The sequence below is a fragment of the Herbiconiux aconitum genome, assembly GCF_024979235.1.
Classification (GTDB): domain Bacteria; phylum Actinomycetota; class Actinomycetes; order Actinomycetales; family Microbacteriaceae; genus Herbiconiux; species Herbiconiux aconitum.
Genome location: NZ_JANLCM010000002.1, coordinates 561,797 through 581,955 on the forward strand (window position 1 = coordinate 561,797; position 20,159 = coordinate 581,955).

General features: G+C 67.8%; 20 protein-coding genes and 1 tRNA gene. 20 read left to right on the forward strand and 1 reads right to left on the reverse strand.

Going from position 1 to position 20,159, the window contains the following annotated elements:
• Positions 1-30: 30 nt before the first annotated feature.
• The gene (locus N1027_RS14150) at positions 31-177 is read left to right on the forward strand and encodes a hypothetical protein (RefSeq protein WP_259508778.1); all 147 of its coding nucleotides are present in this window, start codon (positions 31-33) and stop codon (positions 175-177) included.
• Between the two features lie 13 nt (positions 178-190).
• Here the strand turns inward: N1027_RS14150 and N1027_RS14155 are convergent.
• Positions 191-266, reverse strand: a tRNA-Arg gene (locus N1027_RS14155).
• 95 nt (positions 267-361) lie between these two features.
• On the opposite strand from N1027_RS14155, the gene N1027_RS14160 reads away from it, so the two are divergent.
• From N1027_RS14160 to atpA, 19 genes are all read left to right on the forward strand, one after another.
• Positions 362-1,156, forward strand: coding sequence for a transglutaminase-like domain-containing protein (locus tag N1027_RS14160; protein ID WP_259508779.1), 795 nt, complete (start codon positions 362-364; stop codon positions 1,154-1,156).
• 45 nt (positions 1,157-1,201) lie between these two features.
• On the forward strand, positions 1,202-2,860 hold the full coding sequence (gene argS, locus N1027_RS14165) for an arginine--tRNA ligase (protein WP_259508780.1): 1,659 nt from the start codon (positions 1,202-1,204) through the stop codon (positions 2,858-2,860).
• A 15-nt stretch (positions 2,861-2,875) separates the two neighbouring features.
• A complete protein-coding gene (locus N1027_RS14170; RefSeq protein WP_259508781.1) occupies positions 2,876-3,658 on the forward strand; it encodes an LmeA family phospholipid-binding protein in 783 nt (260 codons plus the stop codon).
• Positions 3,659-3,847: 189 nt separating this feature from the next.
• The gene (lysA, locus tag N1027_RS14175) at positions 3,848-5,278 is read left to right on the forward strand and encodes a diaminopimelate decarboxylase (protein ID WP_259508782.1); all 1,431 of its coding nucleotides are present in this window, start codon (positions 3,848-3,850) and stop codon (positions 5,276-5,278) included.
• Positions 5,278-6,615 (forward strand): homoserine dehydrogenase, encoded by a 1,338-nt coding sequence (locus N1027_RS14180; protein ID WP_259510398.1) that lies wholly within the window; start codon positions 5,278-5,280, stop codon positions 6,613-6,615. The genes lysA and N1027_RS14180 overlap by 1 nt, the downstream gene beginning before the upstream one ends.
• Positions 6,615-7,751: a threonine synthase gene (thrC, locus tag N1027_RS14185; RefSeq protein WP_259508783.1), complete on the forward strand. Its 1,137-nt coding sequence runs from the start codon at positions 6,615-6,617 to the stop codon at positions 7,749-7,751. Before N1027_RS14180 ends, thrC begins: the two co-directional genes overlap by 1 nt.
• Entirely contained in the window at positions 7,748-8,704 is a 957-nt protein-coding gene (gene thrB, locus N1027_RS14190; RefSeq protein ID WP_259508784.1) for a homoserine kinase, read from the forward strand. The genes thrC and thrB overlap by 4 nt, the downstream gene beginning before the upstream one ends.
• 195 nt (positions 8,705-8,899) lie before the next feature.
• On the forward strand, positions 8,900-11,164 hold the full coding sequence (gene rho, locus N1027_RS14195; RefSeq protein WP_259508785.1) for a transcription termination factor Rho: 2,265 nt from the start codon (positions 8,900-8,902) through the stop codon (positions 11,162-11,164).
• Positions 11,164-12,243 carry a peptide chain release factor 1 gene (gene prfA / locus N1027_RS14200; RefSeq protein WP_259508786.1) on the forward strand — a complete coding sequence of 360 codons (1,080 nt, stop codon included), beginning with the start codon at positions 11,164-11,166 and terminating at the stop codon, positions 12,241-12,243. The genes rho and prfA overlap by 1 nt, the downstream gene beginning before the upstream one ends.
• A complete protein-coding gene (prmC, locus tag N1027_RS14205) occupies positions 12,243-13,136 on the forward strand; it encodes a peptide chain release factor N(5)-glutamine methyltransferase (protein WP_259508787.1) in 894 nt (297 codons plus the stop codon). Before prfA ends, prmC begins: the two co-directional genes overlap by 1 nt.
• 46 nt (positions 13,137-13,182) lie before the next feature.
• A complete protein-coding gene (locus tag N1027_RS14210) occupies positions 13,183-13,371 on the forward strand; it encodes a PLDc N-terminal domain-containing protein (RefSeq protein WP_259508788.1) in 189 nt (62 codons plus the stop codon).
• 48 nt (positions 13,372-13,419) lie between these two features.
• The gene (locus N1027_RS14215; RefSeq protein WP_259508789.1) at positions 13,420-14,082 is read left to right on the forward strand and encodes an L-threonylcarbamoyladenylate synthase; all 663 of its coding nucleotides are present in this window, start codon (positions 13,420-13,422) and stop codon (positions 14,080-14,082) included.
• Positions 14,083-14,085: 3 nt separating this feature from the next.
• The gene (locus N1027_RS14220; RefSeq protein ID WP_259508790.1) at positions 14,086-15,282 is read left to right on the forward strand and encodes an MraY family glycosyltransferase; all 1,197 of its coding nucleotides are present in this window, start codon (positions 14,086-14,088) and stop codon (positions 15,280-15,282) included.
• Between the two features lie 3 nt (positions 15,283-15,285).
• Positions 15,286-15,810: a Cg1360 family ATP-synthase-associated protein gene (locus N1027_RS14225; protein ID WP_259508791.1), complete on the forward strand. Its 525-nt coding sequence runs from the start codon at positions 15,286-15,288 to the stop codon at positions 15,808-15,810.
• Positions 15,811-16,002: 192 nt separating this feature from the next.
• Positions 16,003-16,794: a F0F1 ATP synthase subunit A gene (gene atpB / locus N1027_RS14230; protein ID WP_259508792.1), complete on the forward strand. Its 792-nt coding sequence runs from the start codon at positions 16,003-16,005 to the stop codon at positions 16,792-16,794.
• 48 nt (positions 16,795-16,842) lie between these two features.
• Complete coding sequence (gene atpE, locus N1027_RS14235; RefSeq protein ID WP_022895070.1) at positions 16,843-17,079, forward strand: ATP synthase F0 subunit C; 237 nt, start codon at positions 16,843-16,845, stop codon at positions 17,077-17,079.
• Positions 17,080-17,107: 28 nt separating this feature from the next.
• Complete coding sequence (locus N1027_RS14240) at positions 17,108-17,662, forward strand: F0F1 ATP synthase subunit B (protein ID WP_259508794.1); 555 nt, start codon at positions 17,108-17,110, stop codon at positions 17,660-17,662.
• Positions 17,663-17,668: 6 nt separating this feature from the next.
• A complete protein-coding gene (locus N1027_RS14245) occupies positions 17,669-18,466 on the forward strand; it encodes a F0F1 ATP synthase subunit delta (RefSeq protein ID WP_259508795.1) in 798 nt (265 codons plus the stop codon).
• 53 nt (positions 18,467-18,519) lie between these two features.
• Positions 18,520-20,157 (forward strand): F0F1 ATP synthase subunit alpha, encoded by a 1,638-nt coding sequence (atpA, locus tag N1027_RS14250; RefSeq protein WP_259508796.1) that lies wholly within the window; start codon positions 18,520-18,522, stop codon positions 20,155-20,157.
• Positions 20,158-20,159: the final 2 nt, after the last annotated feature.

The window sequence follows — 20,159 nt, forward strand, 5'->3', positions numbered from 1 at the left end:
GCTCACGCCTTCGGGCGTAGCGTGCACGGCATGAGCGATCAGAGCGATTCCACGAAGCCCGGCACCGACCCCGACGAACTGCCCGATGGTGCGGGCAACGATGCCGAGTCGTCGCAGCAGAAGAACCACGACGCGGAGACCCAGGAGGACACGGCATCGGGAGGCCCCGCCGACTGAGGCGGGTGGCGAATGGTGCCCCCAGTAGGATTTGAACCTACGGCCTTCTGCTCCGGAGGCAGACGCTCTATCCCCTGAGCTATGGGGGCCCGGGTGCCTGACTAGGTTAGCAGGATGTGGAGCCCCGCTCGGTCAGGCTCCGGCCCGTCGTCGATCGGCACACAACCGTGACAGGATCGTGATCATGCAGCGATCCGTCACCGCCTACATCGACGCGACCGTCGACCAGGCGACCACCGTCGTGTTCTCGATCGCCGCCGCACCCGACGCGACGTTCGCTCGCGAGATCATCGACTTCCGGGTCGACGGCCGCCCCATCGAACCACTCGAGATCACGGATGCGCACGGCACCCGCCTGCACCAGTTCGAGGTGGTTCCGGGCCGCTTCACCGCGGTCTACGAGGCGACCGTCGAGGGCGAAGCCCCGGATGCGCCGGTGGAGCCGGTCGACCTCATCCGCTACCTCCGGCCGAGTCGCTACTGCGAGTCCGACACCTTGATGCCCACGGCGCTGGGCGAGTTCCGCGGGCTGTTCGACCGCGACCTGCTCGAAGCCGTGAGCTCCTGGGTGGGGTCGGAGCTCAGCTACGTGCCGGGATCGAGCCTGCCGACCGACGGCGCCGTGCAGACCCTGCTGTTGCGTAAGGGCGTCTGCCGCGACTACGCCCACCTCGTGATCGCGTTGCTGCGCGCGCTCGATGTGCCGGCGCGACTGGTCTCGGTGTACGCGCCGGGGCTCTACCCGATGGATTTCCACGCGGTCGCCGAAGCCTTCGTCGAGGGCGCCTGGCACGTCGTCGACGCCACCACCCTGGCACCGCGTCAGTCGCTCGTTCGGATCGCGACCGGGCGCGACGCGGCCGACACCGCCTTCCTCACCAACCACGGCGGCAACCTCGTGCTCGACCGCCTCGAGGTCACGGCCGTCGTCGACGTGCTGCCGTACGACGACATCACGCAGCTGGTGCGTCTGCGCTGAATCCCGGTGCCTGGCCGTCAGGTGCGCGCGATAGGCTTGTCCGCCGTGACTCCCGAAGACCTCTCCGCCGCTCTGTTCACCATCGTGACCGACCGTCTCGACTCCGTCGAGGGCGTCACGATCACCGAGTCGGATGTCGCGCTCGAACGCCCTCGCAACCGCGACCACGGCGACTGGGCCTCGAACATCGCGATGAAGCTCGCCAAGCGCATCGGCACGAATCCGCGCGACTTGGCGGGGGAGCTCGTTCCGCTGATCGAAGCGATCGACGGCGTCGCTTCGGTGGAGGTCGCCGGCCCCGGCTTCATCAACATCACGCTGGAGACGGCGGCAGCAGCCGAGATCGCCCGCACGATCGTGGAGGCCGGAGACGGCTACGGCCACAACGAGGTGCTGGTGGGGCACACCATCAACATGGAGTTCGTCTCGGCGAACCCGACCGGCCCCCTGCACATCGGCCACACCCGCTGGGCCGCGCTCGGTGACTCGATCGCCCGCGTGCTGAAGGCATCCGGAGCCCAGGTCACCACCGAGTACTACATCAACGACGCCGGCAGCCAGATGGATGTCTTCGGTCTCTCGGTGCTGCACGCCGCCAAGGGCCTGCCGACGCCTGAGAAGGGCTATCCGGGCCCCTACATCCAGACGCTGGGTGAGCGCGTGCTCGCCGCCGTTCCCGACCTGCTCGACAAGCCCGAAGACGAGGCGGTCGCCATCGCGCGCGATCTCGCCTACGAGTATCAGCTGGCCGAGATCAAGCAGTCGCTGGCGAACTTCCACGTGCACTTCGACGTGTTCTTCTCCGAGCGGTCGCTGCACGCCCCGGATGCCGCGACGGGGCTGACGGCGATCGACGACGCCGAGGCCCGTCTGCGCGCCCAGGGTCACGTCTACGAGGCCGACGACGCGGTGTGGGTGCGCACCACCGATTTCGGCGACGACAAAGACCGCGTGCTCACCCGTGGGAACGGCGTCGTGACCTACTTCGCCGCGGATGCCGCCTACTACCTGTCGAAGAAAGACCGCGGCTTCCCCGAGAAGATCTACCTGTTGGGCGCCGACCACCACGGTTACGTCGGCCGGTTGAAGGCTCTCGCCGCCGCCGCGGGCGACGACCCCGACACCGGCCTCTCCGTGCTGATCGGCCAGCTGGTGAACCTCAACGGCGCGAAGCTCTCCAAGCGCGCCGGCAACATCATCGAACTCGACGACCTGCTGGCCTGGCTCGGCGCCGACGCGCTGCGCTACTGGCTCGCTCGCTACCCGGCCGACTCGCCGCTCGCGCTCGACGGTGAGAAGCTCCGCTCGCGCACCAACGACAACCCCGTGTTCTATGTGCAGTACGCGCACGCCCGCACCCGGTCGGTGGCCCGCAACGCGGCCGATGCCGGGGTGACCCGCGATACTTTCGAGCCCGCGCTTCTCGTACACCCCACCGAGACGGCGCTGATCGGCGTGCTGCAGGAGTTCCCGCGCATCGTGGCCCACGCCGCCGAGCTGCGCGAACCGCACCGGGTCGCCCGCTACCTCGAGGAGCTCGCCGGCTACTACCACCGGTGGTACGACGCGACCCGCGTGCTGCCCTTCGGCGACGAACCGATCTCGGCCATCCACGCCACGCGCCTCTGGCTGAACGACGCCACCGGCCAGGTCATCCGTAACGGACTGGCCCTGATCGGGGTCTCCGCTCCCGACCGCATGTGATGTGAAGATAGGGGCATGAGCACCGAGTTCCACGTGGCCCCCACCGAGCCCGCCGCCCCGAAACGGCACTCGTTGCGCTGGTTGTGGTGGCTCATCGGCATCGTCGTGGTGCTTGCGGTGCTGGTCGTGGTGGCCGACATCGCCATCCGTGCCTATGCCGAGGGACAGGCCGAGTCGGAGATCGAGTCGCAGCTGCCCGACACGGTGCAGGGCGATGTCGACGTGCAGATCGGTGGCTTCTCCTTTCTCGGCCAACTCCTCTCCGGCAGCTTCGGCGAGGTGCAGCTGGATGCCCCTGAGCTCACCGTGAACGGTGTGCCGATCTCGGCGCACGTGGTCGCGCGCGACGTGCCCACCGATCTCAGCCAGCCGGTGGGCGACATCGAGGCGGCGGTCTCGCTCGATCAGGATGCGGTGAACGGCATCGTGGAGCTGCCGGGCGACGCGACGCTCGGCCTCGATGACGGAGGTGTGTCCTACGAGGGAACGGTGACGATCTTCGGCCTCGAGCTGGGCTACCGGGTGACCGGCGAGGTCACGGCCTCCGGCACCGACGTCGTGATCCAGCCGCAGAACGCGACGCTGACGCAGGGGTCCAACGACGTCGACGTCGATCTCGGATCGATCCTCGGCGGTCTCACGAAAGATCCGATCACCGTCTGCGTGGCGCAGTACCTGCCGCAGGGCGCCGAGGTCGATTCGCTCGAGATCTCCGACGGGCGGGCCACGGCGCACCTCACCGCGCGCGACTTCGTGCTGAGCGAGGACAGCCTGCGCACCCTCGGCACCTGCCCCTGAGCGATCACCGGCCGAACCCCGCGTAACACAGGGAAGGCACCCGGTAGAATTTTGTCATCTCCGAGAGTTCGGACGGCTTCAGGGACCAATCCGGGTCCGCTCGCCCCAGTGCCTCCCCGCACAGTGCTTCCGTGCACCGTGCCAATCCGTCGAACCCGTCCTGGGTGACGACACAGTAAAGGGATTCCCATGACGTCCAGCCCGCTGGCCCCTGCGTGGCTCGCCCACCCCGACGACGCGAACGCGTTGCCGGCGCCGATCTGGTCTCGCACCGCAGCCCGCGCGGCCGACGGCGAGATCGAGATCGGCGGCGTCTCCGCCGGCGCCCTCGCCGCCCGGTTCGGCACCCCGCTCTACGTCGTCGACGAGACGGATGCGCGTTCCCGCGCCCGCGAGCTGCGTGACGTCTTCGCCGCGGAGGCTGCCCGCGTCGGGAGCTCGGCGAAGATCTACTACGCCGGAAAGGCGTTCCTCAGCATCGAGGTCGCCCGCTGGATGGCCGGCGAGGGCCTCTCGATCGACGTCTGCAGCGGAGGGGAACTGGCCGTCGCCGTGGCCGCGGGGGTCGACCCAGCCCGGATCGGGTTGCACGGCAACAACAAGTCGCTCGCCGAGATCGACCGCGCGGTGAGCGCCGGGGTCGGCGTGATCGTGATCGACAGCGCCATCGAGGTGGAGCGGGTGGCCGAGGCCGCCCGCCGGCACGGCCGGGTGCAGTCGGTGCGCGTGCGGGTGAACAGCGGAGTGCACGCCCACACCCACGACTTCCTCGCCACCGCCCACGAAGACCAGAAGTTCGGCGTGCGTCTCGACCAGGCGGAGGAGTTCGCGGAGGCCATCCGTTCGCATCCTGAACTCCACTTCCTCGGCCTGCACTGCCACATCGGTTCGCAGATCTTCGGGTCGGAGGGTTTCGCCGAGTCGGCGGCCCGCCTGCTCGACGCCCACGCCGCGCTGCTCGGCGGCGGCGAGGTGCCCGAGCTGAACCTCGGCGGCGGGTTCGGCATCGCCTACACCACGGCCGACGACCCGACGCCCATCGCCGAGCTCGCGGCCGCCATCGTCGACGCGGTGGCGGGGGAGTGCGCGCGTCTGGGCATCCCCGTTCCCGCCCTCGCCTTCGAGCCGGGCCGGTCGATCATCGGCACCGCCGGCGCCACGCTCTACGAGGTGGGCACGATCAAAGACGTGCTCGTCAGCGTGCCGGGTGAGAACGGCGCGCACGCCGACGAGGTGCGCAAGTACGTCAGCGTCGACGGCGGCATGAGCGACAACGCGCGCCCCGCGCTCTACGGCGCCGATTACTCGGTGCGCCTCGCCAACCGGGTGTCGGATGCCGACCCCGCCCTGGTGCGCATCGCCGGCAAACACTGCGAGAGCGGCGACATCGTGGTGCAGGCCGACTACCTGCCGAGCGACGTGCAGCCCGGCGACCTGCTGGCGGTGCCGGCCACCGGCGCCTACTGCTGGTCGCTCTCGAGCAACTACAACTACCTCGGCCGCCCCGCCGTCGTCGCGGTCGAAGGCGGACAGGCGCGGCTGATCGTGCGTCGCGAGACCGAGCACGACCTGCTCGCGCGCGACGCCGCCTACACCGGAGAACGAGTCGGAGACCAATGATGATCGAATACCGCAACCTCCGGATCGCCCTGCTCGGCGCCGGCTCCGTGGGCTCCCAGGTGGCGCGCCTGCTGCTCGAACAAGGCGACGAGCTCGCCGCACGCGTGGGGGCCGGCCTCGAGCTCGTGGGCATCGCCGTGCGCGACGTCGACGCCCCGCGCGACACCGACCTGCCGCGCGAGCTGTTCACCACGGATGCGCACACCCTGATCCAGTCCGCCGACATCGTGGTCGAGCTCATGGGCGGCATCGAGCCGGCGCGCGAATACATCCTGCTCGCCATCAACTCCGGCGCCGACGTCGTGACGGGCAACAAGGCGCTGCTCGCCACCCACGGGCCCGAACTCTTCGACGCCGCTGCGCAGGTGGGCGCGCAGCTCTACTACGAGGCCGCGGCCGGCGGCGCCATCCCGATCATCCGGCCGCTCCGCGACAGTCTCGCGGGCGATCGGGTGCGCCGCGTGATGGGCATCGTCAACGGCACCACGAACTTCATCCTCGACCGGATGGACACCGAAGGCGACACCTTCGAGGGCGCCCTGGCCACCGCGACCGCGCTCGGCTACGCCGAGGCCGACCCGACCGCCGACATCGAGGGCTACGACGCCGCGCAGAAGGCCGCCATCCTCGCCAGCCTCGCCTTCCACACCGCCGTGCCGGTCGAGGCCGTCTACCGCGAGGGCATCACCGCGGTCACGGCCGACGAGGTCGAGGCTGCGAAACGCGCCGGGTTCGTCGTGAAGCTGCTCGCCATCTGCGAACGGCTGACGGATGCGTCGACCGGCATCGAGGGCGTCACGGTGCGGGTGCATCCCGCGCTGATCAGCCGCCTGCATCCGCTCGCCGCCGTGCACGGAGCGAAGAACGCGGTGTTCGTGCAGGCCGAGGCCGCTGGAGACCTGATGTTCTACGGCGCGGGTGCCGGCGGCCTGGAGACGGCTTCGGCCGTGCTCGGCGACCTCGTCTCGGCTGCTCGTCGGCACGTGGCCGGTGGTCCGGGCGTGGGGGAGTCGACCCACGCGAACCTGCCCATCCTCGGCATCGGCGCGGTGAACACGCGCTACCAGATCACCCTGCTGGTGACCGACAAACCCGGTGTGCTCGCGCAGGTCGCCGGCCTGTTCAGCGAGCACGGCGTGTCGGTGGAGGCGGTGCAGCAGACCGTCGCGTCGGCCGAACCCGGGCGTCCACCGGGCGAAGCACTCACCGCTACCCTTGTCATTGTGACGCACGAAGCCCCCGAAGCCGCCCTGTCGGCGACGGTGGCGGCTGTTTCCTCGAACGACGCGGTCGTTCGGGTCGAATCAGTCCTACGAGTTGAAGGAGACACGCCCTAGTGGCCGACGAAACCCCCCGCATCCCGTCCCGGCCGATCCCGTCACGGCAGTGGCGCGGGGTTCTGCGCGAATACGCCGACCGTCTCGACATCACGGATGCGACCCCGATCGTCACCCTCGGTGAGGGCGGCACGCCGCTCATCCCGGCGCCGGCGCTGTCGGCTCGCACGGGAGCGAACGTCTACGTGAAGTTCGAAGGCATGAACCCCACCGGCTCGTTCAAAGACCGTGGCATGACGATGGCCATCTCCAAGGCCGTGGAGCACGGCGCGAAGGCCGTCATCTGCGCCTCGACCGGCAACACCTCGGCCTCCGCCGCCGCCTACGCCACCCACGCCGGCATCACGGCCGCCGTGCTGGTGCCCGAGGGCAAGATCGCGATGGGCAAGCTCAGCCAGGCCATCGCCCACAACGCGCAGCTCATCCAGGTGCAGGGCAACTTCGACGACTGTCTCGACCTGGCCCGCGATCTCTCGGCGAACTACCCCGTGCACCTCGTGAACTCGGTGAACCCCGACCGCATCGCCGGCCAGAAGACGGCCGCCTACGAGGTGGTCGAGGTGCTGCAGGATGCGCCCGACTTCCACATCGTGCCGGTCGGCAACGCGGGCAACTACACCGCCTACACCCGCGGCTACACCGAGGAGCTCGAGCGCGGCGCCACCACCAAACTGCCGCGCATGTTCGGCTTCCAGGCGGCTGGCTCGGCCCCGATCGTTCTCGGCCACCCGGTCACGAACCCCGAGACCATCGCGAGCGCCATCCGCATCGGCAACCCGGCCTCGTGGGAGCTCGCCCTCGCGGCACGCGACGCGACCTCGGGCTACTTCGGCGCGATCAGCGACGAGCACATCCTGGCCGCCCACCGCATCCTCTCGGCCGAGGTCGGCATCTTCGTCGAACCCGCGTCGGCGATCAGCGTGGCCGGACTGCTCGAGCGATCCGAAGCCGGAGTCATCCCGGCAGGCTCGACCGTGGTGCTGACGGTCACGGGTCACGGCCTGAAAGACCCGCAGTGGGCGCTCCGTTCCGAGGACGGCTCCGAGGTCACCCCGACCATCGTGCCGGTGGACTCCGCCGAGATCGCGAGCGTGCTGGGTCTCGCCCGCGACGCCTCGCAGAACGGCGACTCGTGACCCTCGCCGGTGCGTCGCCGGTGTCGTTGGCCGGCCGCACCGTGACGGTGCGGGTGCCCGGCACCACGGCGAACCTCGGCCCCGGCTTCGACACGCTCGGACTCGCGCTCGCACTCTACGACGAGCTGACCGTCTCGGTGCGCGAGGAGCCCGGCGCTTTCGTCGAGGTGAACGGCGTGGGCGAGGGCGAGGTGTCGACCGATGAGACGAACCTCGTGGTGCGGGCGATCGCGCACACCTTCGCCGCTTACGGGCAGCCGCTACCCGGGCTCCACCTGGTGGCGAGGAACGCGATCCCGCACGGTCGCGGGCTCGGCTCCTCGGGCGCCGCGATCGTGTCCGGCGTGATGGCCGCCAAGGGTCTGCTGGAAGGCGTCGTCGAGATCGACCCGCTCGGGCTGCTCGCCCGCGCCACCGAGCTCGAGGGCCACCCCGACAACGTGGCGCCGGCCCTGTTCGGCGGTCTCACCATCGCCTGGACCACGCCCGACGGCCCCCAGTTCAAGAAACTCATCGTGCATCGCGGCGTCTCGCCGCTCGTGCTGGTGCCGCAGGAGACCATGTCGACGGCGCTGGCCCGCAGCCTCCAGCCCGAATCGGTGCCCCACGCCGATGCCATCTTCAATGTGTCGCGCTCGACGCTGCTGATCGCGGCGCTCATCCAGAGCCCCGAGCTGCTGTTGGCCGCCACCGAAGACAAACTGCACCAGAGCTACCGCGCGAGCGCGATGCCCGAGACGGATCGGCTGATCCAGGAATTGCGCGCGGCCGGGTTCCCGGCCGTCGTCTCCGGGGCGGGGCCGAGCATCCTGGTGCTCTGCAGCGACCCGGGTCAGCGACTCGCGGCCGCTGAACTGGTGGGTTCGCGAGCCGCGACACCCTGGCAGGCGTTGGTTCTGGCTGTTGACTTCAAAGGTGCTACAGTTGTGCTGCACCCGGACGAAGTCAAGTAGCCCTCAGGTATTCGCTACTGAGTAGGCGCTTCGAATCCCGTCCCGGTCGCATTTCTTCCAACTCATTTCCTGCCGCGTGCAGAGACGTATCCGGCTCCGATTCTCCGTGTGGAGAGTCCTACCCTGGTGCGTTCCCGTTCGTGGACAGTTCTCTGCCTGGCTTTTCGTAGCCGACAGGGGAAGGACACAATCTCCGTGACTGACGTCAACACCCAAGCCGACCTCTCGACCTTGAAGGTCTCCGAATTGCAGGCCATCGCGGCCCAGCTCGGAATGGCCGGCGCTTCCAAACTCCGCAAGGGCGATCTGGTCGAGGCCATCCGCCTGGCCCAGGCGGGGGCTGCCGAGCAGCCCGCCGCGCTGCCCACGCTCGACTTCGAGGCGGCTCCGGCCGCCGCCGAGACCGCGCCGGTGGCCGAGAGCGCCCCGGCCGAGACCGCGCCCGAGACTCCGGATGCGATCGGCCCGATCGTTCCCGACGAGCTGCTCCTCGCCGCTCCTGTCACCACCAACCCGCCCAAGGAGCCGATCGTCATCGAGCTGCCCGAGGGCCCGGTGTCGCCCAAGCGACGCGGATCGCGCCGGGTCACCTCGGTCGACGGCGGCATCGCCATCGAGCGCAGCACCGGCCGCTCCACCGGCAGCCGCGTCTCAGCCGGCTCGCACGTGAATGCCGACTCGGCGGCCGAGACGCCGTCGGCGCCCGTCGTCGACGACGCCGTCGCCCCGGTCACCACCGACGCGCCGACCGCGTCCACCACGACCGAGCAGACGGATGCGTCGGCCGACGCCGCCAGCGACACCCAGGGCGAGCAGAGCGAGCGCTCCGAGGGCCGCCAGAGCGGCCGCAACCGCAACCGTCGCAACCGCAACCAGAACTCCGACGGCGGCCAGCAGGGCGGCAACGCCCAGGGCGACGCCCAGACCGGCACTGGCCAGACCGGCACTGGCCAGAACGGTCAGAACCAGCGGGGCAACCAGAACCAGAACGACCGCGCCGCCCAGAACGAGCGCGGGCAGAATGACCGCACCGACCGCAACGCGCAGAACGAGCGCGGCCAGAACGAGCGCAACAGCCAGAGCGAGCGCGCTCAGCAAGACCGCGATGCGGCCAAGCAGGATGCGCAGCAGGGCGACCGCGGTCAGGGCCAGAACCAGCGCGGCGCCGGCGACGACGACCGCAGCGAGCGTGGCGCCCGCAACCGTTACCGCGACCGCAAGCGTCGCGGTCAGGGCGGCGGCGACGAGATCGAGCCCGAGATCTCCGAAGACGACGTGCTCATCCCGGTCGCCGGCATCCTCGACATCCTCGACAACTACGCCTTCGTGCGCACCAGCGGCTACCTGCCGGGCAACAGCGACGTCTACGTCTCGCTCGGCCAGGTGAAGAAGTACAACCTGCGCAAGGGCGACGCCGTCGTCGGCTCGATCCGCCAGCCGCGCGAGGGCGACAGCAACGGTCGCCAGAAGTACAACGCGATCGTGCGCATCGAGTCCATCAACGGACTGCCCGTCGAAGAAGCCCTGAACCGCGTCGAATTCGGCAAGCTCACGCCGCTCTACCCGCAGGAGCGCCTGCGCCTCGAGACCGAGCCGGGCAAGCTGACCCAGCGCATCATCGACCTCGTCGCTCCGATCGGCAAGGGTCAGCGCGGCCTCATCGTCGCGCCGCCCAAGGCCGGCAAGACCATCGTGCTTCAGCAGATCGCCAACGCGATCTCGACGAACAACCCCGAGGTTCACCTCATGGTCGTGCTCGTCGACGAGCGGCCCGAAGAGGTCACCGACATGCAGCGCACCGTCAAGGGCGAGGTCATCGCCTCGACCTTCGACCGTCCGGCCGAAGACCACACCACGGTCGCCGAACTCGCCATCGAGCGCGCCAAGCGCCTGGTGGAGCTCGGTCACGACGTCGTCGTGCTGCTCGACTCGATCACCCGCCTGGGCCGCGCCTACAACCTGGCGTCGCCGGCCTCCGGTCGCATCCTCTCCGGTGGTGTCGACGCGTCGGCGCTCTACCCGCCGAAGCGCTTCTTCGGAGCCGCTCGCAACATCGAGAACGGCGGCTCGCTGACCATCCTCGCCACCGCGCTGGTGGAGACCGGTTCGAAGATGGACGAGGTGATCTTCGAGGAGTTCAAGGGCACCGGCAACTCCGAGCTGCGCCTCTCGCGTCAGCTCGCCGACAAGCGCATCTTCCCGGCGGTCGACGTCAACGCGTCGAGCACCCGCCGCGAAGAGCTGCTGATGGGCGCCGACGAGACCAAGATCACCTGGAAGTTGCGTCGCGCCCTCGCCGGTGTCGACCAGCAGCAGGCTCTGGAGATCGTTCTCGGCCGGCTGAAGGAGACCACGTCGAACGTGGAGTTCCTGATGCAGGTGCAGAAGTCGATGCCGACGCCGGCGCAGAACGGCAATGGCCACAACGGCTCGTCGCACAACGGGGCTGCGCACAACTGATGTTCGAGTCCGTCAGCACGCTGCTGGCCGAACACGACGACCTGCAGCAGCAACTCTCCGATCCCGAGCTCCACAGCGATCCGGCGCGGTCGAAGCGGGTCAACCGGCGCTATGCCGAGTTGAGCCGCATCGTCGCCGCGCATTCCGCCTGGAAGCAGGGTGTCGAAGACCTCGCCGCAGCGCGGGAGTTCGCGGCCGACGACGAGAGCTTCGCCGAAGAGGTGCCGGCACTCGAGGAGAGCCTCGCCGAGGCGGAGGAGAAGCTTCGGCGCCTCCTCATTCCGCGCGATCCGGATGACGCGCGAGACGTGATCATGGAGATCAAGGCCGGCGAGGGCGGTGCCGAGAGCATGCTTTTCGTCGCCGACCTGCTGCGGATGTATCTGCACTACGCCGAGTCGAAGGGCTGGAAGACCGAGCTCCTCGAACGCACCGAGAGCGATCTGGGTGGCTACAAAGACGTGCAGGTCGCTGTCAAGGGTCGGTCGACCGACCCCGCCGAGGGCGTCTGGGCGCACCTGAAATACGAGGGGGGCGTGCACCGCGTGCAGCGCGTGCCGGCCACCGAGTCGCAGGGGCGCATCCACACCTCCGCTGCCGGTGTTCTCGTGTTCCCCGAGGTCGACGAGCCCGAAGAGGTCGAGATCAACCCCAACGATCTCAAGATCGACGTCTTCCGTTCCTCCGGTCCCGGTGGCCAGTCGGTCAACACCACCGACTCCGCCGTGCGCATCACCCACCTCCCCACCGGGATCGTGGTCTCGATGCAGAACGAGAAGAGCCAGCTGCAGAACCGCGAGGCCGGCATGCGCGTGCTGCGTGCGCGCATCTTGGCGAAGCAGCAGGAAGAGCTCGATGCCGAGGCGTCGGCCGCCCGCAAGAGTCAGATCCGCACGGTCGACCGCTCCGAGCGCATCCGCACCTACAACTTCCCCGAGAACCGCATCGCCGATCACCGCACCGGATACAAGGCCTATAACCTCGATCAGGTGATGGACGGCGCGCTCGAGCCGATCATCCAGTCGGCCATCACGGCCGACGAGGAGAGCCGTCTCGCCGCCGTGGGCACCGACGTCTGATGACCGCCATCGACACCGCTGAACGCCCCGTGACCGTGCGCTCGCTCTTCGAGCGCTCGGTGGCGATCCTTTCCGCGAGCGGCATCGTCGACCCGCAGGTCGACGCCGAGCTCCTCATCGGGCACGTGCTGGGCACCTCGCGGGGTCGCGTTCAGTCGCTCGCGGTGACGGATGCTCCACTCGGCGTCGAAGACAGCCTCGCCATCGTTGACGCGGTCGAGCGCCGCGCCGCGCGCGAACCCCTGCAGCACATCACCGGTGTCGCCTGGTTCCGTTCGCTCGAACTCGCGGTGGGCCCGGGCGTGTTCGTGCCGCGGCCCGAGACGGAGTTCGTCGCGGGCCTCGCCATCGATTCGCTGCGCGCCGTCGTCGCCGCCCCGGATGCGCGACCGGTCGCCGTCGACCTCGGAACCGGGAGCGGCGCCATCGCGCTCGCCCTGGCGACCGAAGTGCCGCACGCCGACGTCGTGGCCGTGGAGAACTCGACCGCGGCGTTCATCTGGGCGAAGCAGAACCTGCGCACCGTGGGGGCCGAGAACGCACGTCTGGTGTTCATCGACCTGGCCGACGCCCTGCCCGAACTCGACGGAACCGTCGACGTCGTGGTGTCGAACCCTCCTTACATCCCGACCGGAGCCGTTCCGCGCGACCCCGAGGTGCGGCTGCACGATCCCGAGCACGCGCTGTACGGGGGAGTGGACGGCCTCGAGGTCGTGCGCAGCGTCTCCGCGACAGCACGCCGTCTCCTCCGTCCGGGCGGCAGCCTGGTGATCGAGCACGGCGACCTGCAGGGCGACGAGATGCGTGCCCTGCTCACCGCTGACGGTTGGCGCGCCGCGGCAACTCATCGCGACCTCACCGGTCGCGACCGCGCCACCACCGCCCTCCGCTGACCGCGGCCCACTAGGCTCGGATTTCCGACCCGCTTCAGGAGGACCCATGGATCCGATCAGTATCAGCGTCTCCCTCATCGCCTTGGTGATCTTCATCATCACGGTGGTGTCGATCGCGAACAACCCGAACCACGGCGGTTTCGGAAAGTTCCTGTGGATACTGGTGGCGTTCTTCCTGTCGATCCTCGGCTCGATCCTGTGGCTCATCTTCGGGCGCGGGCGCGTCAACAAGTAGCGAGGTGCACGCGGGCGTCCAGAGACCCCGACTATCATTAGGGGCGAGATGGCTGCCATTTACGACTGCTCTGCACCGACGGAGCTTCTCACCGGAATGCGGCTCGCACGGGCGGCACTCGGCAAGGGCGAACTCGTCGTACTGCCGACCGACACGGTGTACGGCCTCGCTGCCGACGCCTTCGACCCTGCCGCGGTGCAACGGCTCCTCGATGCGAAGGGCCGCACCCGGCAGTCGCCCCCGCCGGTGCTGATCCCGGGCCTCACCACCCTCGACGCCCTGGCCACCGACATCCCCGATTCCGCGCGCGAGCTCGTGACCGAGTTCTGGCCGGGCGGTCTCACTGTCATCCTGCGCGCCACACCGTCGTTGCTGTGGGACCTGGGGGAGACCGGTGGCACCGTCGCCCTCCGCATGCCGGGCGACCCGCTGGCACTCGAGTTGCTGGCCGAGACCGGCCCGCTCGCCGTCTCCAGCGCCAATCTCACCGGTCAGCCGGCTGCGACCACCGCCCAGGAGGCGTTCGAGATGCTCGGCGACAGCGTCGAGGTCTACTTGGATGGCGGTGAGCGCCCACAGGCGGTCGCCTCCACGATCGTCGACGCCACCGATCCCGACGGCCGCATCAGAATCGTGCGACTCGGAGCAGTGTCGGCCGAGCGCATCGGTCACGTGGTCGGCGATCTCCTGCTGCCGGAAACCAGCGTCTGACGCATGCGGTTCTATCTCCTCGTCGCTCTCGTCTCCGCGGTCGTCACCTTCGGGTTGACCTGGGTGATCTACAAACTCAGCCACAAATATCGGCTGTACCCGAAGATCCGCGAACGCGACGTGCACACCCGGCCCACCCCGCGCCTCGGCGGCATCGCGATGTTCATCGGCGTGGTCGTGGCCTTCGTGGTGGCCTCACAGATCAGCTGGTTCCGCCTGGTGTTCGCCGAACCGGGCAAGGTCTGGGCCATCCTCGGCGCCGCCCTCATCATCGTGCTGATCGGTGTGGCCGACGACATCTGGGATCTCGATTGGCTCACGAAGCTGGCCGGGCAGATCATCGCCGCAGGGCTCCTGGCCTGGCAGGGCGTGCAGATCGTGTCGCTGCCGATCGGCGGGTTGACCATCGGATCGAGCGGGATGTCGCTGGTGATCACGATCCTCGCGGTCGTGCTCGTCATGAACGCCATCAACTTCATCGACGGACTGGACGGCCTGGTGGCGGGTGTCGCCCTCATCGCCAACGGCGTCTTCTTCATCTACAGCTACCTGCTGGTGCAAGACACCTCGCCGTTCGACTACTTCAACCTCGCCTCGCTCATCACCGCTGTGCTGATCGGCGCCTGTGCGGGCTTCCTGCCGCTGAACTTCCACCCGGCGAAGCTGTTCATGGGCGACGCCGGAGCACTCCTCGTGGGCCTTCTGATGGCCACCAGCGCTATCGCCGTCACCGGCCAGGTCGACCCGGCGCAGCTCGGCCGCTCGCAGCTGTTCCCGGCGTTCATCCCGATCCTCCTGCCCTTCGCCATCCTGGTCATCCCGCTGCTCGACTTCGGTCTCGCAGTGTTCCGGCGGCTGCGCGCCGGCAAGAGCCCCTTCAGCGCCGACCGCCAGCACCTCCACCACCGGCTGCTCGACATGGGGCACTCGCACCTGCAGGCTGTGCTGATCTTCTACGCCTGGACGGCGGTCATCTCCATCGGCTGCCTGCTCTTCTTCGTACTGCAGCCCTACTGGCTGGCCTTCATCTTCCTCGGCGTCGGCCTCGTGGTCTGCACGGCCGTCACGCTGAGCCCGCTCAGCCGGGAAAAGCGACGCGAGATCGAGGCACAGTCGGCGGATGCGGGTACCCTCGAAGCCGAAGTGAAAGCCGGCGACGATCCGCTCGACGCGGCCGCCGACGAAATCAAGGAGCCCTAAACCGTGACCGACCCGACGAACGCGACCGAGCCTGCGAACGGCACCGAGCCTGCGAACGGCACTGAGCCGGTGATCCGCGGGAACTACCCGACGCCATCCTCCAACAAGGTCTTCTCGACCATCCTGCGCTGGGACATCGTGCTCGCCGTCGCGATCGCCGTGATCGGGGGAGTGATCGGCTATCTCGTCGACGGCTGGCCCGGTGCGATCAGTGCTCTGATCGGCACCGCGCTGGTGCTGGTGTTCGCCGGCATCACGGTGGCGAGCATCCTCGTGGCCAACCGCTTCACTGCGTCGCCGCTGTACACCACGCTGTTCTTCGTGATCGTACTGGGCTCCTGGATGCTCAAGTTCGTGCTGTTCATCGTGATCGTGCTGCTGCTCCGCGGGCAGCCGTGGACCAACGGCACCGTGCTCTTCCTGAGCATCGTCGCAGCCGTCATCGGAACGCTCGTGGTCGACGTCGTCGTGGTCGCCCGCACGCGCATGTCGTACGTTTCTGACGTGAAGCTTCCCAACGGGGAATGACGCCACTACGATTCGTCAGGATGCCCTAAGTATTGATAGGGTTATGACGATCGTTCCGCTGTCCAGCAATGCCGTCGAGGCTTGTATACAGCACACCCCCCAACCGTTCGTCGTCGCGAGAACCGTGAAAAGTTCCACGCCCCGAAACAGGAGATAGCGCTGATAGCTAACGCTGTGAACCTGCTAGCCCCAATGGCAACCTCCGACGATGGTGGTTTCCACGGTCCGTCGATCGAGGAGTTCTTCCCCGAGGCCATTTTCTTCGCTGGCACGCCGTTCGAAATCAACCGAATCATCATCATCCGCTTCATCGCGATGCTGGCCATCATCCTGATCTTCTGGATCGGCACGCGGCGCATGAAGGTGGTGCCTGGTCGCTTCCAGAGCGTCGTCGAGATGGGCCTGGACTTCACCCGGGTGAATATCGCCGAAGACCTGCTCGGCAAGAAGGACGGACGTCGCTTCCTGCCGCTGATCACGACGATCTTCTTCATGGTGCTGTTCGCCAACCTGACGGGCATCATCCCGTTCTTGAACATCTCGTCGAACGCCATCATCGGCATGCCGCTCGTTCTCGCCCTTGTGGCCTGGTGCGCGTTCATGTACGCCGGCATCAAGAAGCATCCCGGCGCCTTCTTCAAGAACGCCCTGTTCCCGCCCGGAGTGCCCCCGGCGCTCTACCTCATCGTGACGCCGATCGAGTTCGTCTCGACGTTCATCCTGCGGCCGATCACGCTGACGCTGCGACTGCTGATGAACATGCTCGTCGGCCACCTCCTGCTGGTGCTGTTCTTCTCGGCCACGCAGTTCTTCTTCTTCACCGCCACGCAGACCAGCCTCTTCTACGGTCTGTTCGGTGTGGGAACGCTGGCCTTCGGCTTCGTCTTCACGCTCTTCGAGATCCTGGTGGCCGTGCTGCAGGCCTACGTCTTCGCACTCCTCACCACGGTCTACATCCAGCTCGCGCTGGCTGACGAACACTAATACGGCGCCAGGCACCCGCCTGCTCCACCATCACGAAAGGGAACAACAATGGCAGACACAGCCATCCTCGCCGAGGTCTCCGGTAGCATCGCCACCGTCGGTTACGGCCTCGCCGCAATCGGCCCGGCCATCGGCGTGGGCATCGTCGTCGGCAAGACCATCGAGGGCGTCGCCCGTCAGCCCGAACTGGCCGGCCGACTCCAGGTGCTGATGTACATCGGTATCGCGTTCACCGAGGCTCTGGCCTTCATCGGTATCGCCACCGGCTTCATCTTCGGCTTCTGAACCTCTTTCACCCTAGGAAGGAGGCGCCATGCTTAAGACCATTCTCGTAGCAGCCACCGAAGAAGCACAGCCGAACCCGTTGCTTCCGGAGGCCTACGACATCATCTGGTCGCTGGTCTGCTTCGTCGTCATCCTCTTCTTCTTCTGGCGGCTCGTGCTGCCTCGAATGAAGAAGTTGCTCGATGAGCGCTCCGCCGCCATCGAGGGCAACATGGAGAAGGCCGACGAAGCACAGCGCGAGGCCGAAGCTGCTCTCGAGCAGTACACGGCTCAGCTCGCCGAGGCTCGCGCCGAGGCCGGCAAGATCCGTGAGCAGGCCCGTTCCGATGCCCAGCGCATCGGTGCGGAGATCCAGGCCCAGGCCCAGACCGACGCCGAGCGCGTGAAGGCGAACGCCCAGGTGGCCATCGAGGCCGATCGCCAGTCGGCGCTCGTTTCGCTGCGCACCGAGGTCGGCAGCCTCGCCATCGACCTCGCGTCGGGCGTCGTGGGGGAGTCGCTCTCCGACGACAAGAAGGCGACGGCACTCGTCGACCGCTTCCTGGCCGATTTGGAAGCATCCGACACTGCAGGAAAGAAGTAATCACCGATGGGTAGCGCGACCAGAGTAGCCCTCGTGGAGGCCAAGGCTCGTCTGGCGAGCCTCGGCTCGCGGGTCGATCTGGCCACGGGAGAAGAGCTCTTCGCCGCGGGCCGGATCATCGGGGATTCGACACACCTGCTCGGTGCTCTGTCCGACCCGGGCGTCGACGTGCCGATCAAAGTGGCACTCGTGCGGCAGTTGTTCGCACCGGGCTACGGCCCAACCACGGTGGAGCTGCTCGAGGGCATCGCGTCGAGCCGGTGGTCGAGTCAAACCGACCTGCTGGCCGGCATCGAGGAGATCGGCATCCGTGCCGTTGCGGGCTCCGCGCCCACCTCGGCCGCGATCGACTCCGAACTGTTCGAGTTCGGCCGCGCGATCACGAGCGATGCGAAGCTGGAGCTCGCGCTCGGGTCGAAGCTCGGTTCCACCGATCAGAAGCGCGGCCTGGTCGAGCGTCTGCTCGGCGGGCGAGCATCTGAGCAGACGGTCGCCATCGCGCGTCAGCTGGTCACCCAGCCGCGTGGTCGGCGCATCGGTGAGCTGATCCGTTACGCCTCCACGATCGTCGCCGACCAGTCGGGTTCGGCGGTCGCGACGGTCACCACGGCTATTCCGCTCGGTTCGGCTCAGCTCCAGCGTCTGGAGACGGTGTTGGCCTCGCAGTACGGCCGCCGCGTGCAGCTGAACGAGGTGATCGACGCGTCGGTCATCGGCGGAATCCGCATCCAGATCGGCGACGACGTCATCGACGGAAGCGTCGCCACGCGCATCAACGATTTGAGACTTCAGCTCGCTGGCTAATCGGCGGGCACAGGAACACACTGGGGGCATACCCCATCAGAAAAGGGAAAACGATGGCTGAACTTACGATCCGCCCCGATGAGATCCGCGACGCTCTCAAGGACTTCGTCGCGGCGTACGAGCCCGGCAAGGCCGCGACCACCGAGGTGGGCTACGTCATCGACGCCGCCGACGGTATCGCGCACGTCGAAGGTCTCCCGGGTGTCATGGCGAACGAGCTGATCCGCTTCTCGGACGGCACGCTCGGCCTCGCCCAGAACCTCGACGAGAACGAGATCGGCGTCGTCGTGCTCGGCGAGTTCACCGGCATCGAAGAAGGTCAAGAGGTCACACGCACCGGTGAGGTGCTGTCCGTTCCGGTGGGCGACGGCTACCTCGGCCGCGTGGTCGACCCGCTCGGCGTTCCGATCGACGGCCTGGGCGACATCGCCACCGAGGGTCGCCGCGAGCTCGAGCTCCAGGCCCCCGGCGTCATGGCCCGCAAGAGCGTGCACGAGCCGATGCAGACCGGCATCAAGGCGATCGACGCCATGATCCCGATCGGCCGCGGTCAGCGCCAGCTGATCATCGGCGACCGCCAGACCGGCAAGACCGCCATCGCGATCGACACGATCATCAACCAGAAGGCCAACTGGGAGTCGGGCGACGAGAACAAGCAGGTTCGCTGCATCTACGTCGCGATCGGCCAGAAGGGCTCCACCATCGCCTCCGTCAAGGGTGCGCTGGAAGACGCCGGAGCGATGGAGTACACCACCATCGTCGCGTCGCCGGCCTCCGACCCGGCCGGCTTCAAATACCTCGCCCCCTACACCGGCTCGGCCATCGGTCAGCACTGGATGTACGGCGGCAAGCACGTGCTGATCATCTTCGACGACCTGTCGAAGCAGGCCGAGGCCTACCGCGCCGTGTCGCTCCTGCTGCGCCGCCCGCCGGGACGCGAGGCATACCCCGGCGACGTGTTCTACCTGCACTCGCGTCTGCTCGAGCGTTGCGCCAAGCTCTCCGACGAGCTGGGTGCCGGATCGATGACGGGTCTCCCGATCATCGAGACCAAGGCGAACGACGTGTCGGCCTACATCCCGACCAACGTGATCTCGATCACCGACGGCCAGATCTTCCTGCAGTCCGACCTCTTCAACGCCAACCAGCGCCCCGCGGTCGACGTCGGTATCTCGGTGTCGCGAGTCGGTGGCGACGCGCAGGTGAAGTCGATCAAGAAGGTCTCCGGAACGCTGAAACTCGAGCTGGCGCAGTACCGCTCGCTCGAGGCCTTCGCGATGTTCGCCTCCGACCTGGATGCGACCTCGCGACGTCAGCTCGCCCGAGGCGCCCGCCTCACCGAGCTGCTCAAGCAGCCGCAGTACTCGCCGTTCCCGGTCGAGAAGCAGGTTGTGTCGATCTGGGCCGGAACCAACGGCAAGCTCGACGAGGTGCCGGTCGACGACATCCTGCGCTTCGAGGCGGAGTTCCACGACTTCCTCGACCGCAACACCGAGGTGCTGACCGTGCTCCGCGACACGAACGTGCTCTCCGACGAGACCGTCGCCGACCTCGAGAAGGCCGTCGACGACTTCAAGCTGGAGTTCCAGACGGGCGAGGGCAAGCCGCTCGCTTCGGTGGGTCGCGAGGAGTTCGCTGCCACCGCTCCTGAGGATGTCAACCAGGAGAAGATCGTGAAGGGTCGCCGCTAAGC

Excerpts from the sequence above, each read along its gene's own strand:
- N1027_RS14150 (WP_259508778.1), top strand. The coding sequence starts at position 31 with ATGAGCGATCAGAGCGATTCCACGAAGCCCGGCACCGACCCCGACGAA.
- N1027_RS14160 (WP_259508779.1), top strand. The coding sequence starts at position 362 with ATGCAGCGATCCGTCACCGCCTACATCGACGCGACCGTCGACCAGGCG.
- N1027_RS14170 (WP_259508781.1), top strand. The coding sequence starts at position 2,876 with ATGAGCACCGAGTTCCACGTGGCCCCCACCGAGCCCGCCGCCCCGAAA.
- lysA (WP_259508782.1), top strand. The coding sequence starts at position 3,848 with ATGACGTCCAGCCCGCTGGCCCCTGCGTGGCTCGCCCACCCCGACGAC.
- N1027_RS14180 (WP_259510398.1), top strand. The coding sequence starts at position 5,278 with ATGATCGAATACCGCAACCTCCGGATCGCCCTGCTCGGCGCCGGCTCC.
- prfA (WP_259508786.1), top strand. The coding sequence starts at position 11,164 with ATGTTCGAGTCCGTCAGCACGCTGCTGGCCGAACACGACGACCTGCAG.
- prmC (WP_259508787.1), top strand. The coding sequence starts at position 12,243 with ATGACCGCCATCGACACCGCTGAACGCCCCGTGACCGTGCGCTCGCTC.
- N1027_RS14210 (WP_259508788.1), top strand. The coding sequence starts at position 13,183 with ATGGATCCGATCAGTATCAGCGTCTCCCTCATCGCCTTGGTGATCTTC.
- N1027_RS14215 (WP_259508789.1), top strand. The coding sequence starts at position 13,420 with ATGGCTGCCATTTACGACTGCTCTGCACCGACGGAGCTTCTCACCGGA.
- N1027_RS14220 (WP_259508790.1), top strand. The coding sequence starts at position 14,086 with ATGCGGTTCTATCTCCTCGTCGCTCTCGTCTCCGCGGTCGTCACCTTC.
- atpB (WP_259508792.1), top strand. The coding sequence starts at position 16,003 with ATGGCAACCTCCGACGATGGTGGTTTCCACGGTCCGTCGATCGAGGAG.
- atpE (WP_022895070.1), top strand. The coding sequence starts at position 16,843 with ATGGCAGACACAGCCATCCTCGCCGAGGTCTCCGGTAGCATCGCCACC.
- N1027_RS14240 (WP_259508794.1), top strand. The coding sequence starts at position 17,108 with ATGCTTAAGACCATTCTCGTAGCAGCCACCGAAGAAGCACAGCCGAAC.
- N1027_RS14245 (WP_259508795.1), top strand. The coding sequence starts at position 17,669 with ATGGGTAGCGCGACCAGAGTAGCCCTCGTGGAGGCCAAGGCTCGTCTG.
- atpA (WP_259508796.1), top strand. The coding sequence starts at position 18,520 with ATGGCTGAACTTACGATCCGCCCCGATGAGATCCGCGACGCTCTCAAG.